General features: G+C 73.1%; 8 protein-coding genes. All 8 read left to right on the top strand.

Going from position 1 to position 16,158, the window contains the following annotated elements; all coding sequences use genetic code 11:
* Positions 1 to 4 precede the first annotated feature (4 nt).
* The 8 genes from NUM_RS24825 to NUM_RS24790 all read left to right on the top strand — a co-directional run bounded on the left by NUM_RS24825 (position 5) and on the right by NUM_RS24790 (position 16,089).
* Positions 5 to 1,063 carry a sulfotransferase gene (locus NUM_RS24825; RefSeq protein WP_207127335.1) on the top strand — a complete coding sequence of 353 codons (1,059 nt, stop codon included), beginning with the start codon at positions 5 to 7 and terminating at the stop codon, positions 1,061 to 1,063.
* A gap of 17 nt (positions 1,064 to 1,080) precedes the next feature.
* Entirely contained in the window at positions 1,081 to 2,310 is a 1,230-nt protein-coding gene (locus NUM_RS24820) for a cation:proton antiporter (protein WP_207127334.1), read from the top strand.
* Positions 2,311 to 2,611: 301 nt separating this feature from the next.
* Positions 2,612 to 4,840, top strand: coding sequence for an ATP-binding protein (locus NUM_RS24815; RefSeq protein WP_207127333.1), 2,229 nt, complete (start codon positions 2,612 to 2,614; stop codon positions 4,838 to 4,840).
* A gap of 389 nt (positions 4,841 to 5,229) precedes the next feature.
* A complete protein-coding gene (locus NUM_RS24810; protein ID WP_225918832.1) occupies positions 5,230 to 9,975 on the top strand; it encodes a type I polyketide synthase in 4,746 nt (1,581 codons plus the stop codon).
* A 92-nt stretch (positions 9,976 to 10,067) separates the two neighbouring features.
* Positions 10,068 to 12,755, top strand: a complete 2,688-nt coding sequence (locus NUM_RS24805) for an aldehyde dehydrogenase family protein (RefSeq protein WP_207127331.1) — start codon at positions 10,068 to 10,070, stop codon at positions 12,753 to 12,755.
* Positions 12,752 to 14,443: a thiamine pyrophosphate-binding protein gene (locus NUM_RS24800; protein WP_207127330.1), complete on the top strand. Its 1,692-nt coding sequence runs from the start codon at positions 12,752 to 12,754 to the stop codon at positions 14,441 to 14,443. Before NUM_RS24805 ends, NUM_RS24800 begins: the two co-directional genes overlap by 4 nt.
* Positions 14,444 to 14,496: 53 nt before the next feature.
* Positions 14,497 to 15,750, top strand: coding sequence for a beta-ketoacyl-ACP synthase II (fabF, locus tag NUM_RS24795; protein WP_225918831.1), 1,254 nt, complete (start codon positions 14,497 to 14,499; stop codon positions 15,748 to 15,750).
* A gap of 84 nt (positions 15,751 to 15,834) precedes the next feature.
* Positions 15,835 to 16,089, top strand: coding sequence for an acyl carrier protein (locus NUM_RS24790; protein WP_030444998.1), 255 nt, complete (start codon positions 15,835 to 15,837; stop codon positions 16,087 to 16,089).
* Positions 16,090 to 16,158: the final 69 nt, after the last annotated feature.

The following is a 16,158-nucleotide window of genomic DNA, read 5'->3' as shown; positions in this document are numbered from 1 at the left end:
CGAGATGCGCCAGTTGACCGTCGTCCTCGGCACCGGTCGATGCGGTTCGACCCTGTTGTCGACGGTGCTGAACCGGCACCCGCGGGTGCTCAGCCTCAGCGAGTTCTTCACCTCGCTGGACCCGGACGCGTTCCCGGTCGAGCAGATCGACGGCGACCGCTTCTGGGCGATCCTGAGCACCCCGCGGTCGAAGGCGATGACCCAGCTGCGGCACGGCGTGGCGCCCGCCGAGTACCTGTACCCGTTCGGATCCGGCCGGTTCACCGCGGAGACCGGCGTACCGCCGATCAGCCTGGTGGCGCTGCCGCACCTGTCCGACCGGCCGGACGAGGTGCTGGACGAGATCGAGGCGGCGGTGACCGGCTGGGACCGGGCGGGCGTGGCGGTCCAGTACGGGCGGCTGTTCGACTGGCTGTGCGACCGGTTCGACCGGGACGTGGTGGTGGAGCGGTCCGGGGCGTCGCTGCGGTTCGTCCCCGGGCTTCGTGCCTGCTTCCCGGACGCCCGCTACCTGTACCTGGACCGGGACGGCTCGGCGGCCTCGGTGTCGATGAGCCGGCACCCGTCCTTCCGGCTGGAGGTACGGGTGCTGGAGATGATGGACCTGCTCGGCGTCGACCCGTACCTGTCGCCGTCCGCCGACCACGCCGACCGGCTGCCGCCGGAACTGCGCTGCCTGCTGCCGGACCGGTTCGACGGTGCGGCGCTGATGTCGCAGCCGATCCCGCTGCCGGTGTTCGGGATGATCTGGGCGCACCTGGTCGCGGACGGCGTGAGCGAACTCGACGCGGTACCGACCGACCGGATCCGGTACCTGCGCTACGAGGACGTGCTGGCCGATCCGCTGCTCCGCTTCCGCGAGATCGCCGCCATGCTCGGCGTCGACGCGCCGGACGAGTGGCTGGCCGAGGCGGTCACCCTGGTACGCCCGGGTTCGGGTACCGGCCGGTCGGAGCTGCCCGAGCCGGAACGCCGGGCCCTGCGGGAGGCCTGCGAGCCCGGTACCCAGGCGCTTCGGGCGCTGCGCGAGCGGCTGGCCCGCGCTCCCTCCGCCACGTCGTAGAGAGTCGGAGGCGCCCCGTGAGCAGCCACGACGTCCAACTCCTGTTGCTGGATCTGGCGATCATCCTGGCCGCCGCACGGCTGCTCGGCGCGGTTGCCCGCGCGCTCCGGCAGCCGGCGGTGGTCGGCGAGATCATCGCCGGTATCGCCCTCGGCCCGACGTTGCTCGGCCACACCCTCGACGCGCAGCTGTTCCCCGCCTCGGTCGGCCACGCCCTGACCTCCCTCGCCGACCTGGGGCTGATCCCGTTCATGTTCCTGCTCGGGTACGAGCTGGACCGCCGGTTGATCCGGGGCCGGGAACGGATCGCGATCTCGGTGTCGATCGGTTCCCTCGTGCTGCCGGCGGCGCTCGGGCTCGCGCTCGGACTCTGGCTGGCGCACCGTCACCATGCGGCGGATCCGGTCGTGCTCGCGTTGTTCGTCGGTGCCGCGATGTCGGTGACCGCGTTCCCGGTCCTGGCCCGGATCCTGACCGACAGTGGTCTGGAGCGCACCCGTCTGGGTGGGCTGGCCCTGGCGAGCGCGGCGCTGGACGACGTCGTGGCCTGGGGGCTGCTGGCCGGCGTGGCGGCGATGGCCGGCGCGACCGCGGGTACCGGTGGCCGGCTGATCTTCGCACCCGTGTACGCGGCGGTGCTGGTGTTCGTGCTGCGTCCGTTGCTGCGCGTGGTCGTCCGCAAGACCGGGCCGACCCGGCTCGTCGTGGTGGTCGTCGGCATGGTGTTGTCGTCGCTCGCGACCGAGTGGATGGGCATGCACCTGATCTTCGGTGCGTTCGCGTTCGGTGCCGCACTGCCCCGGGGCGGCGAGCTGGCGGCGGACCTGGTCCGGATGCTGCGACCGGTCAGCGTGCTGCTGCTGCCGATCTACTTCGTGCTGGCCGGGCAGGCCGTCGACCTGACCCGGCTGGGCTTCGGCGGGCTGCTGGAGCTGTGCCTGGTGCTCGTCGTGGCCATCGGCGGCAAGTTCGTCGGTACCTGGATCGGTGCGGTTTCCGCGGGCGCCGGGCGCCGGGAGGCGAGCGCGCTCGCCGCGCTGATGAACTCCCGCGGCCTGACCGAGCTGGTCATCCTGACCGTCGGGCTGCAGCTCGGTGTCCTGGACGGCTCCCTCTACTCGCTGATGGTGGTGATGGCGTTGCTGACCACCGCGATGACCGGCCCCCTGCTGAGGCTGTCCCGGCCGCAGACCGACGTCCCGACCGTCACCGCCGAGCCGGTGCCGGAGGCCATCGCGCCGCGTTGAGGGTTGCCGGCACCGGCTCCCGGCGATTGTCGGTCGCCGTTTTCGGCGGCGTTTCCCGTCCCGCTGTTCGCCGGTGCGTCGAACCGGCGCCGTCGATGCTTCATTGCGCATTCAACTGTCGTGCAGGCAAGAACTCCCGGAATAAGTTTTCTCCTAAGTCCATGCGGTTACCCTGAGCGGCTGCTGGTACCGCCAATGTGGCTGCGAGCCGATCGTGGCGGGCGGGGTCTGTGTGCACCGGGGGTTGAGTGTGCCTGAATTCGGCGCTGCACGGAGTCGTTTCATCGGTCGCGCTCGGGAATTGGCGGAGTTGGCGGATCTCGCCGGTCCGGACGGGCCGCGGGTGATCTCGTTGGTCGGCCCGGCCGGCGTCGGCACGTCGCGGTTGGCGCGCGAGTTCCTGCAGCGCTGGCGGCCGACCGGCGGCGGGGCACCTCCTCGTACCGCGGACGGGCCGTGCGCGGACTCCCGCGCCACCGATCTGCGCTGGCTGCTGCGTACCGTCAGCGGCACCGAACTGTCCGACCAGCACGTGCTGGTCCGCCGCGGGGTGGTGCTGCTGGACGACGCCGACCGGTACCGCGACGCGGTCGTGACGCTGGTCCGTTCGTTGCTCCCGGTCTGCCCGCAGCTGCGGTTCGTGATCGCCGGCCGGGAGCCGCTGCACCTGTACGGCGAGCAGGTCTACCCGGTCGGGCCACTCCCCGTCGGTACCGGCGACGAGGCGGACCCGGACGCGCTGGCCGCGGTGCCGGCGATCGAGCTGTTCGTCGACCGGGCCCGGGGGGTACGGCCGGACTACCGGCCGACGCCCGACGACTACCGGACGCTGGCGGAGATCTGCCGGCTGCTCGACGGGCTGCCGCTCGCGATCGAACTGGCCGCGGCCCGGATGACGCTGTTCCGGCCGAAGGCGCTGCTGCGCCGGCTCGGCGACGGGCTGGACGTGCTGGAGCCACAGCCCACCGAAGTGTCGGCACCGCAGCGGTCCCTTCGGTCCGCTCTCGGTGCGAGCCTCGACCGGCTCGGCGCGGCGGAGGCCGACCTGCTGGACGCGGTGTCGGTGTGCTCCGGCGGGTTCGACCTGGCCGCGGTCGAGGCGCTGACCGGCACCGACCCGGCGTCGGCGGAACGCACCATGGAGACGCTCACGGCGCGGTCGCTGGTGCAGGTCGCGACGCACCGGCCGGACGGTGAGCCGCGGTTTCGCATGCTCCACACCACCAGGCGGTACGCCGCCGACCGGCTGCGCCGGTCCGACCAGGCGGACCGGGTCTCCGACCGGCACGCGGCGTACTACGTCGACCTGGCCCGGGCGCTGGCGCCGGACCTGTCCGGGCCGCGGCAGGGTGCCGCGCTCGCGACGCTGGCCGACGAGCACGACAACCTCCGGCACGCCTGCCGGCACCTCGCCGACACCGGCCGGGCGCCGGCCGTGCTCTCGCTGATCCTCGACGTCAGCCGGTACGTGGTGGCCAGCGGGCGGGTCGCGGTCACCCACGGCTGGCTGGGGCGCCAGCTCGCCGGCGTCGACCCGACCAGCGCGGACGTCTCCGGCTGGCTGATGTACGGCGGGCTCTGCGCGTGCCTGCGGCAGGACCGGCGGGCCCGGACGCTGCTCACCGAGGTGGCGACCCGGTGCCGGCGTACCGGTGACGAACGCCGGGAGGCGCTGGCGCTCGGCCTGCTCGGGCAGGTCGCGCTGATGCGCCGGCAGTACGACGAGGCGGCCCGGCGGTGGGCCCAGAGCCGGGCGTGCGGCGCGAGCCGCGGGATGGCCGGCATGCTCGTCGCGGACGGGATGGCGACGCTGGAGCTGCTGCGCGGCGAGCTGCCCGCGGCGGCCCGGCTGTGCGACCGGCACGCGGCGGCGACGACCGGCGACACGCTGGTCGGGGCGGTACTCGCGGTGCGGGCGGGTGCCGTGGCGGGTGCGGCCGGCGACCCGGCCGGCGCGCGGTCCCGGACCCGGGACGGCCTGCGGCTGCTGCACCAGCTGCACCATCGGCCGGGGGTGGCGTTCGCGCTGGAGTCGCTGGTCGTGCTCGCCGCGCGCGGCCGGGACCCGCGGGAGTGCACGCTCGCCGCCCGGCTGCTCGGCGCGGCCGAGACGATCCGGTCGACGGCCGGCTCGGCGTACCCGAGTTGCCCGCCCGGGATGCTCGACCAGGCGCTGGTGCGGCTGCGGGACGTGGTGGGCGAACCGGCGTTCCGGCGGGAGCGGCAGGTGGGGCGGCACGCCTCGCTGGCCGACGCGGTCGGGCTGGCGCTGGGGGAGGCCGAGCTGCCGGCCCCGCCGGCGCCGCGGCCGGCCCCGCCGGACACGCCGCTGACCGCCCGGGAGCTGCAGGTGGCGCGGCTGGTGGCGGCCGGCCGCACCAACCGGCAGGTGGCCGTAGATCTGGACATTTCCGAATGGACCGCTATCAATCATCTGCGGCATGTCATGCGGAAGCTCGACTGTCGTTCCCGGGTCGGCGTCGCCCAGTGGATTCTGAACGCCGAACTGCCTCTATCACGGGAGCACTGAACGAGTCCACCACCGCTGTTGCGGCCCTTTCGACTTTTGCTTGCCCGACCGTGGATTCATCCTGCGCATTCGTCGTTTTGGTAACGGCCGGATAACAGGAACTTCAACGCTCGGTGTTGTTGCGACTGCACTCTCGCGGTGTCGGTCTTCGGTCCCGGTCGCCCCCTCCGAAGTGCGAGAACGTGCAGTACCGCAGTGTCGGCGAAGGCAAATACTTCGGCTATTCCATCGGTTTGCCGGTGTCGCCCCGATGGCATCCTGAGCGCATCGACGACGATGAATTCTGAGGCTGCGAGGTTTCCGAATTCCCCCGTCGCGTGGGGCCGGCCGGCAATTGGTCGACCGGTACCGGTCAGGCGAGTGAAGGCGATGTGAAGTCGGGAGCGTTCATGCGGGACATCGCGATAATCGGCATGAGTTGCCGGTTCCCGGGTGCGCGGGATCTGACCGACTTCTGGCGGCTGGCCTCCTCGACCGAACGGCAGTTTCGTCCGGTCCCGGAGTCGCGCTGGGACCACTCCCGCTATTTCGACCCGGACGACCGGCGGTCCGACAGCAAGAGCTACACCGACCAGGTCGCCTACCTCGACCGGGTCGACGAGTTCGACGCGGTGCACTACCGGATGTCGCCCCGCCGGGTCCGCAACACCGACCCGCAGCACCGGCTGCTGCTCGACGTGGCGCGCGAGGCCGTGCAGGACGCCGGGTGGGAACGCCGCCCGTACGACGCGGTCAACACCGGCGTGTACTTCGCCCTCAGCTCGGCCGAGTTCAACCAGCTGACGCCCGGCGCCGCCGGCATCGACCCGTACGCGGTGCCCGGGTCGTTGCTGAACATGGCCGCGGCCACGGTCAGCCAGCACTTCGACCTCGGCGGGCCGAGCTTCACCGTCGACTCCGCCTGCTCGTCCGGGCTGACCGCGCTGCACGAGGCGGTCACCGCGCTGCGGGCCGGGGTCTGCACCGAGGCGCTCGTCGGCGGGGCCTACCTGAGCCTGGCGCCGGTCGGCCTGGTCGGCTTCTCCCGGGTCGGCGCGCTGTCGACGGCCGGTGTGTGCCGGCCGTTCGACCGGCGCGCGGACGGGTTCGTGCTCGGCGAGGGTGTCGGGGTCGTGGTCCTGCGGCCGCTCGACGCGGCGCTGGCCGCCGGCGACCGGGTGTACGCGGTGATCCGCGGCATCGGCTGCTCCAACGACGGCACCGCGGACGGGCCGATGACGCCCCGGGAGGACGGCCAGGTCAGGGCGATGACCCGGGCGTACTCCGACGCCGGGGTGTCACCCGGCTCGGTCGGGCTGATCGAGGCGCACGGTACGGCGACGGTGGTCGGCGACCGGGTCGAGCTGGCGTCGCTGACCCGGGTACGCGCCGGGGCCGACGCCGCCGAGCCGGTCCCGCCGGCGTACCTGACCTCGGTCAAGGCGCTCGTCGGGCACGCGCTGACCGCGTCCGGGCTGGCCAGCCTGATCAAGACGACACTCGCGCTGCACCACGGCACGATCCCGCCGCAGCCCGCCACCGACGTGGAGGACACGACCCGGCTCGACCGGGCCGGGCTGCGGCTGCCGACCGCGGCGACCCCGTGGCCGGCCGATCCGGAGAATCCGCGCCGGGCCGGGATCAACTCGTTCGGCTTCGGCGGCACCAACGTGCACGTCGTCCTGCAGGAGGCGCCCGAGCCGCCGGCCCCGGAACCGGCCGAACCGCGACCCGAGCTGTTCGTCTTCACCGCCGGCACGATCGAGCGGCTGGACGGCTACCTGCGCCGGTTCCTCGACTGGGCCGACCGGGAGGGCCTCGGTACGGTCGACGACCTCACCCGGCTCGCCGCGACGCTCGGCACCCGGCGCCCGCTGCGCGCCCGGCTCGCCGTCGTCGCGTCGTCCTGGGCCGAGCTGCGGGCCAGGATCGAGGCGGCGCTGCCGCGGCTGGCCGGTACCGACACGGGCCGGCTCGACGACGGCGTGTATCTCGCGCGCAGCACCGTGCGGGACGCGGCCAAGGTCGTCGCGTTCGTGTACCCGGGCCAGGGCAGCCAGCGGCCGAACATGCTGCGCGACCTGTACGACCGGTTCCCGGTGTTCGCCGCGGCGGCGGGCCGGTTGGACGACCGGGTGCGTACCGGGTCCGGCCTCTCCGTGCTGGACGCCGTGTACGGCGCGGACGCGGACACCGAGGCGGGCCGGCACCGGCTCACCGGTACCGACGTGTGCCAGCCGACCCTGGGCCTGCTCGGGGTGGCGGCGACCCGGTTGCTCGCGAGCTGCGGCGTGACGCCGGACGTCGCCCTGGGACACAGCGTCGGCGAGTTCCCGGCGGCCGTCGCGGCCGGCGCGCTGCCGGACGACGCCGCGGTGACGATGATGGCGCGGCGGGGTGCCGCGATGCGCGCGGCGGAGGCCACCGAGCGGGGCGGCATGCTCGCCGTCCAGGCCGGTCCGGACCGGGTCGCCGCGCTGCTCGACGGCATCGCCGGGCTGTGGCCGGCCTGCTACAACCATCCCCGGCAGACCGTGGTGGCCGGTACGGTCGCGGCGCTGGCGGAGTTCGAGCAGCGGCTGGCCGCGGAACGGATCGGCAGCCAGCCGCTGACGGTCTCCAACGCGTTCCACACCCCGCTGCTGGACTCGGCCCGGGACGAGATCCGGGCCACGGTGCCGGCCGCCGCGATCCTGCCGCCGACCCGGACGTTCGTCTCCTCGGTCTCCGGTACCGAGAGCGCGGAGCCGGCCGCGCTGGCCGACCTGTGGCGCCGGCACGCCGGTGCACCGGTACGGTTCGCCGACGCCGCCCGCGCCGCCTACCAGGCGGGCGCCCGGATCTTCGTGCAGGTGCTGGGCGGGTCCGCGCTGCTGCGTACGGTGCGGCAGAACCTGCGGGACCGCACCGACTGCCACTACGTGTCGGTGACCGGCGACGGGCCGGACGACGCCCGCACCTTCCTCACCGGGCTGGCCCAACTCGTCACGCTCGGCGTGGACGTGGACGGCTCCGGCCTCACCGCCGCGCCGGGCCGGCTGCTCAGCCCGCCGGTGACGCCGCTGGCCAACCGCAGCTACCCGACCCCGCCGTGGCCGGACGTCGACGCGTTCCTGCACCCCGAGACCGGCCCGGCCGGGCCGGCCCCCGCCCGCACCCGGTCGGACGGCGTGACGGCAGCGGACGCGACCGCCGGCACACCGGCACCAGACCCGACCGCCGGCTCGCCGGCACCAGACCCGACCGCCGGTTCACCGGCGGCGGACGCGGCCGGTGGTCCGAGGCCACCGCACCGGCCCACCGATCCGTGGCCACCGGCCACGGCGCCAGCCGGGTCGGGTGCGCGGCCGACCCAGGTACCCGTCGCAGCGAGCCAGGAGGACCAGCCGGTGAGCGACCTAGTCAACCTGTTCCGGGAACAGATCGCGCTGCTGCGATCGCTGGATCCGGCCGCGGCAGCCGCGCACGGCCCGCAGGCCGTCGCGGCACCGGACCGGCCGCGGCGGGCGACCACCGCGACCGACCCGCGGCCGGCGCCGCCGCCGTCGCCGGGGCCGACCGCCGCGGCGGCCGGGCGCGACGAGGTCGCGACCGTCGTCTTCCGCGAGGTGGCCCGGATCAGCGCGTTCCCGGTCGACCACTTCACCGGTACCGAACTGCTCGTGCAGGAGCTCGGGTTCGACTCGCTGATGATCACCGAGCTGCTGTCCGCGCTGACCCGGGTCTGGCCCGAGCTGGCCAGAGCCGGTACCGACCTGCCGGCTCGTCCGACACTCGGTGAGATGGTCGCCGCCATCGCCGAGATCGTGTGTCCGGACGACACCGCGCCGGCAGCGGCCGCCGCACTCGGTGGCCTCCCGCCCGCGGCTCCGACACCAGACCCCACTCCCCCTCCGGTGTCGGAGCCGCGGCTCACCGAACCCGTACCCGGCGCGGTGGTCCCGGAGCGCGGGCTCGCCGACATGCCCGAACTGGCCGGGCACGACGAGGAGCTCGCCCGGCTCGGGCGCAACCCGTACTTCCTGACGCACGAGGGCAACGCCCGGGAGACGACCCGGATCGACGGGCAGGAGCTGGTCAGCTTCTCCAGCTACAACTACCTCGGGTTGTCCGGGCATCCGCAGGTCAACGAGGCGGTCTTCGAGGCGGTCCGGCGGTACGGCACGTCGGTGTCGGCGAGCCGCTTCCTGTCCGGCAACCGGCCGCTGCACGACGAGTTGGAGGCCGAACTGGCCGCCCTGCTCGGCGCCGAGGCGTGCCTGGCGATGGTCAGCGGGCACGCGACGAACGTGTCGGTCATCGGCCACCTCGTCGGCCCGGGCGACCTGATCGTGCACGACGAGCTGGCGCACGACAGCATCCTGCAGGGCTGCGCGCTGTCCGGTGCGACGCGCCGGCCGTTCGCGCACAACGATCCCGCCGCGCTGGACGCGGTGCTCGGCCGGCACCGGCCGCGGTACCGCCGCTGCCTGGTCGTCGTCGAAGGCGTGTACAGCATGGACGGCGACATCGCGCGACTGCCCGAGCTGATCGAGGTCAAGCAGCGGCACGGTGCGCTGCTGATGGTCGACGAGGCGCACAGCGTCGGCACCGTGGGCGCGCACGGCGGCGGGATCGGCGAGTACTTCGACGTCGACCGGTCCACTGTGGACATCTGGTCCGGCACGCTGTCGAAGTCGCTCGCGTCCTGCGGCGGCTACGTCGCCGGCGCGCGCACGCTGATCGAGTACCTGCGGTACACGGTGCCCGGGTTCGTCTACAGCGTCGGGATGACGCCGGCGAACACGGCGGCGGCACTCGGTGCGCTGCGGACCATGCGCGCCGAGCCGGAACGGCTGGCCCGGCTGGCCGCGAACTCCCGGCTGTTCCTGGACCTCGCCCGCAAGGCCGGGATCGACACCGGCACCAGCCGGGACTCCCCGGTGGTGCCGTGCATCGTGGGCGACTCGGCCCACTGCCTCGCGCTGTGCCACGCGCTGTTCGACCGCGGCATCAGCGTCAACCCGATCATGTACCCGGGGGTGCCCGAGGAACTGGCCCGGCTGCGGTTCTTCGTGACCTCCGAGCACACCACCGAGCAGCTGGAACGGACCGTGCAGGCCGTCGCCGAGGAGCTCGGCCGGCTGCGCGCGCCACTGGCGTCCGCCCCCGTGTGAGGCGGACCCGGCGCATCCGACGGCTCCGCGGCCGGTCGACGCGTCGATCCCCCGAAGCCGGAACCCCTTCGTACGCGATGAATGGACTCACTGTGGAATGGTTGACGGGCAGGATCTTCACCTGCCAGGCCGTGAACACGTCGGTCGACATCGAGGAACGCGCGCTGCGGATGGCTGCGGTGCTCGGCGGCCGGGGCGTGTGCGCGGGCGACCGGGTCATGTTGGCGGCCAGCAACTCGGCCGACTACGTCGTGGCGCTGCTCGCCCTGATGCATCTGGACGTGTCGATCGTGCTGGCCGACGATCGGGAGACCGAGGCGGAGCGGGTGCGGATGGCCCGCCGGGCCCGGGCCCGCTGGGTGGTCCGCGGCGACCTCGACGAGAGTACCGGCGGGGCCGACGTGGTGTCGCTGGCCAGCCTGGTCAAGGAGGAGGCGGACGCCACCTCCGACGTGGACGTGCTGTCGTTCGCGGCCTGGAACCGGCGCAGCGACGCGCTCATCACCTGGTCGTCCGGGTCCACCGGGATCCCGAAGGGCATCGTCCGCTCCGGGCGCGGGTTCCTGCACGACCTGGAGCGCACCCGGGAGCGGATGGCGTACCGCAACACCGACGTGCTGCTGCCGCTGGTGCCGTTCTCGCACTTCTACGGGCTGACCCTGCTGGTCATGTCGTGGACGCTCGGCTGCTCGCTCGCGATCGCCCCGCTGGGCCGGCTCGACCAGGCGGTCAAGCTGGCCGCGGACAGCGGCGCGACCGTGCTGGACGCCGCGCCCTCGACCTACCACAGCCTGCTCAAGCTGATGGACCGGCGGCCCGAGATCGCCCGGGACCTCGCCTCGGTACGGATGTTCTGCGTCGGCGGTTCCCCGATGCCCCGCTCGCTGGCCGAACGGTTCCAGGAGCGGCTCGGGCAGCCGCTGCTCGACGGGTACGGCAGCAACGAGGCCGGCAACGTCGCGCTGGCGGCGCCGGGCAACGCGGTCGGCTGCGGCCGCCCGCTGCCCGGGGTCGAGGTCACGATCGTGGACGGGGACGGGCATCCGGTGCAGGCCGGGGAGACCGGCGAGATCTGGGTGCAGTCACCGAGCCTGATGCAGGGCTACCTGAGCGGCGACGGGTCGATCGAGCCGCGCGGCGACGGGCCGTACCGGACCAACGACCTCGGGTACGCCGACGCGGACGGGAACATCGTCGTGCTCGGCCGCAAGTACGCGGTGCACCGGATGGGGCACACGCTCTACCCGGAGGCGATCGAGCGCAAGGCGGAGATGTGCGGCCGGCCGGTCAAGATCGTCGCCGTCTCGGACGAGGGTCGTGGCACCCAGCTGGTGCTGTTCGTGGCCGACGGGAGCGGGCAGCCGGCCACCGAGCTGCGCCGCGAGATCGCGGCCCTGCTGCCGGACTACGAGCGGCCGAACAAGGTGGCCGTGCTGCCGTCGTTCCCGCTCAACCGCAACGGGAAGCCGGATCTCGCCCGGTTGCGCGACCTGGCGCAGGAACTGGTCGCCCCGGCCCGGCGGCCGGCCGCGGACTCCGACGACGCGATGGTGCTGCTGCCCGGCGTGGCGACGACCGGCGGCGAGGGCGACGTACCGTTCCCGGCCCGGGTCGCCGGCCTGCGGGCGGTGCTGGAGCTGCTGCGGGACCGGCCCGAGGACGTACGCCGGATCCTGACCCGGATCTCGCTGCACCGCGCGGTCGACATGGAGATCGACGGGGCGATCCACACGCTGGCCGGCGCCGTCGACGAGGTGCTGCGCAACGGACCGCAGGCGGTCCGCCGGATGGCCGTGTTCATGCCGTCCAACGTGCTGCTCTACTCGTACGTGCTGTACCTGCTGGTGCCGGCGCTGTTCGTGGAGGACATCGCGTTCCGGCCGTCCAGCCAGGTCGCCGACGTCACCCGGGAGCTGCACGAGCTGCTCGCGCCGGTACACCAGATCCCGATCGAACTGGCCTCGTTGAGCCAGCGCAAGTTCGTCGGTGGTCCGGTCGCCGACGCCGACGTCGTGGTGTTCACCGGCACGTACCACAACGCCGAGGCGGTGCGCGCCCAGCTGCGCACCGACCAGCTGTTCATGCTGTTCGGCCAGGGCGCGAACCCGTTCGTGGTGGCGCCGGACGCCGACCTCGACCTGTCCATCGACGACGCGGTGCGGATCCGGATGCTCAACTCCGGCCAGGACTGCTTCGGCCCGGACGTGTTCTTCGTCCCCGAGCAGGACGCGTCCCGGTTCGTCGAGGGCATCGGGAAACGCCTGTCCGCCATGACGTTCGGCGACTGCGCCGATCCGGCCGCCGACTACGGCCCGATCTGCTACGACAGCGCGCTGACCGCGGTGACCGAGTACCTGCCGCGCAACGCCGGGTACATCGTGCAGGGCGGCGCGGTCGACTTCCGTACCCGGCAGGTGCATCCGACGATCCTGCTGCGCGACTTCGACGCGCCGATGTCGCTGACCGAACTGTTCTGCCCGGTGTTCAACGTCGTCACCTACACCGACCGGGAACAGCTGCGGACCCGACTGACCGAGCCGTCGTTCCAGGACCGGGCGATGGGCGCGATGGTGTACGGGCACGCGCCGGATCTGGTGGAGCAGCTGGGGAAGCGGCACGTGGTGGCGGTGGACCGGACCCTGCTGGACGTCGACGACGGGAACCGCCCGTTCGGCGGCCGCGGGATCATGGCCAACTACGTCAGTCATCGCAAGCGGCGCTGGGCCCAGCCGCTGCTGATCTCGAAGGTGGTGGCGGACGAATGTCCGGTACGCGGATGACCGAGTATCCCGGCGCCTGGCACGCGGTGGTCGACTTCCTGACCACCCGCGGGGTGGACACCGTGTTCGGCCTGCCGGCCGACGACCTGACCGTACTGGATGCGTTGCGCGACAGCGGAATCCGGTTCGTACTCAACCGGGACCAGCGCAACGCCGGCTTCATGGCGACCGGGTACGCACTGCAGAGCGGCGACCCGGCGGTGTGCCTGATCGGCAAGGGACCGGCCAGTACCAACGTGCTGACCGGGGTGCTGGAGGCCGCGGCGTCGGCCGCGCCGCTGGTAGTGCTCGCCGCCGGTACCGCGGTCGGCCGGCGCGGTGCGCGGGCGTTCCAGGAGCTCGACCAGGTGTCGTTGCTGCGGCCGCTGACCAAGTGGGCGTACCGGGTCGACCATCCGGACCGGCTCGTCCCGTCGCTGGAGCGGGCGTTCACGACGGCGGCGGCCGGCGCGCCGGGCCCGGTGTACCTGGAGATCGCCGACGACCTGTGCGACGCCGCCGTGACCCGGACCCGGCCGTGGCGGGACGTCGCCCCGCAGTACCCGGGGCCGGATGCGGCCGCCGCGACGACCGCGTGGTCGGCGGTGTGGGCGAGCCGGCGGCCGATCCTGGTGGTCGGCGGCGGGATGCGGCACCGCAACGGTTCCGCCGCGGTCGAGCAGCTGGCGACCGGTCTCGGCGCGGCGGTGTTCAGCACCGCGTCCGGCCGGGGCGCGGTGGACGAGGCGCACGAGCTGTGCTGCGGGGTCTGCGGCCTGTACTCGCCGCCCGAGGCCGTCGAGCTGTGGCGCGACACCGACCTGGTGATCGCGCTGGGCAGCCGGCTGGAGGAGACCGCGACGTTCGGTACCGGCTTCGCGCCGGCCGGCGTGCCGGTGGTGCAGGTCAACATCGACGCGACCGAACTGAGTACCGAGTTCGCCGGGCCGTCGGTCGTCGCGGACGCCGGGCGGGTGGTCGAGGACTGGTGCGGCCGGCTCGCCGTCGGTCGCCGTGAACCGGACCCGGTCTGGGTCGACCGCGTCGGCGCCGCGTCGGTACGGGCGCGGCAGCGCGTCGCGGCCGACACGGCCACGGCGCGGGCGTCGAGCACGCCGCGCATCGCCGCGTTGCTCGACGCGCTGGCCGAGCGGCTGCCGGCGGAGCACGTGCTGGTACAGGAGAACGGGCTGCAGGACATGTGGTCCTACTTCTTCCCGTTCTGGCGCTGCGCCGGGCCGGCCGGCTCGGTCGTCCCGTCGGAGCAGACCAGCCTCGGGTTCGGCGCCGCCGCGGCGGGTGGCGTGAAGCTCGCCGCGCCGGACCGTACCGTCGTCGCGCTCGTCGGCGACGGCGCGTTCGGGATGCTCGGCGCCGACCTCGCGGTCCTGGCCGAGCAGCGGCTCGGGGTGCTGTTCGTGGTGCTCGACAACGGCGGGTACGGCTGGCTGCAGTCGCAGTGGGACAAGCGGTCCGAGGGCGGTGACCGGTTCCGGTTCGTCGCCGAGACCGGACTGCGCGGGCTGCCCGCCGCGGTGCATCACGCGGTCGTCTCGACCGCCGACGCGATCGATGCCGAGCTGGACCGGGCGCTCAAGGAGTGCGCGTCCGGTCGGGTGGCGGTGGTCGAGGTTCCGGTGGCGTTGTCCGACGTGCCGACCGACCTCGACGAGTTGGACGGTGACTTCCCGGCGGTCGAGGACCGCTGACGGCCCCACTGCACCGCGCCGCGGTGCACGCGACAGCATCGGAGCAGAAGGTCATGAACCCACAATCAGCACGCCGCCGGGTGGTCATCACCGGCCGCGGGGCGATCACCCCGATCGGGCTCAACGTCGCCGAGTTCTGGGCGTCGCTGATGGCCGGCCGCAGCGGTATCGGCCCGATCACCTCGTTCGACGCCAGCGGTCTGCCGGTGCGGATCGCCGGCGAGATCAAGGGATTCGAGCCGACCGACTGGATGGAACGCAAGGTCTCCCGGCGGATCGACCGGTTCGCGCACTACGCGATCGCGTCCACGCTGCAGGCCCTGGAGGAGTCGAAGCTGGAGATCGACGACGACATCGCGCCGCGGGTCGGCGTGCTCGTCGGATCCGGGTTCGGCGCCACGCTGATCCTGCACCACAGCGCCATCAACATGGTGGAGAAGGGTTTCCGCGGCCTGACTCCGTGGATCACCGCGGGTGCCGCGATCGACAGCGCGGCCGGCGAGGTGGCGCTGCGCGTCAACGCGCAGGGCCCGAGCGGCGCCGTCAGTACCGCCTGCGCGTCCGGCACCGACGCGGTCGGCATGGGCATGCGGATGATCATGTACGGCAACGCCGACGTGGTGCTCGCCGGCGGCTCGGACAACTCGGTGACCTCCGTCGACGTCGGCTCCGCGGCCATGTCGCGGGCGCTGTCCAAGCGCAACGACGACCCGGAGCGGGCCAGCCGCCCGTTCGACGTCGACCGGGACGGCTTCGTCGTGTCGGCCGGCGCCGGCATGGTGGTACTGGAGGAGCTGGAGCACGCGCTGTCTCGCGGCGCACCGATTCTCGCCGAGGTGATCGGGTACGGCGCGAGCACCGACGCGTACCACCCGACCGCGCCGCACCCGACCGGTCGCGGTGCCCGGCAGGCGATGCAGGCCGCGTTGACCGACGCCGGCGTGCGGCCGGAGGACATCGACTACATCAACGCGCACGGCACCAGTACGGTGCTCAACGACCGGACCGAGTCGCAGGCGATCCGCACCCTGTTCGGCGAGCACGCGCTGCGCATCCCGATCTCGTCGACGAAGTCGATGACCGGGCACATGATCGGCGCGGCCGGCGTGGTGGAGCTGATGGCCACGGTCAACGCGATGCTCGACGGCCGGGTGCCGCCGACGATCAACTGCGACAACCCCGAGGACCCCGAGCTGAACTACGTGCCGCACAAGCCACAGGAACATCGGGTCGACGTGGCGATGAGCAACTCGTTCGGCTTCGCCGGACACAACGCGGTGGCCGTGGTTCGCCGGTGGCAGGGCTGATCCCGTCGCCACCGGGGCCTGCCGAACCGACTTTCCGAACTCTCAGAGTGGCGGCCGGAAGCCGCCCGCGTTCAAGGAGGAGCAATGTCCGACTCAGAGATCCTGGCCCACCTCGCCGCCGTCATCGAGGATCTCGGCGGTGCCGCGGCCGGTGAGATCACCCGGGAGAAGTCGCTGCGCGACGACCTGGACATCGACTCGCTGTCGATGGTGGAGGTGGTGGTGTCCATCGAGGACAAGTACGGCGTCGAGCTGCCGGACGACGCGATGACCGGCCTGCACACGGTCGGCGACCTGGTGGACTTCATCGAGCACGCGGTGGCGCCGACTCCGGCCTGACCGCCAGGGCGCGGCCCGGGCCGTCCGGGAAGCCGGCAGGACGGCCCGGGCCGCGGCACCCCGACACAC

This window comes from Actinocatenispora comari (assembly GCF_017312725.1).
GTDB lineage: Bacteria > Actinomycetota > Actinomycetes > Mycobacteriales > Micromonosporaceae > Actinocatenispora > Actinocatenispora comari.
Note: the sequence above shows the minus strand (reverse complement) of the source record. Positions and strands in the feature narration are given on the sequence as shown.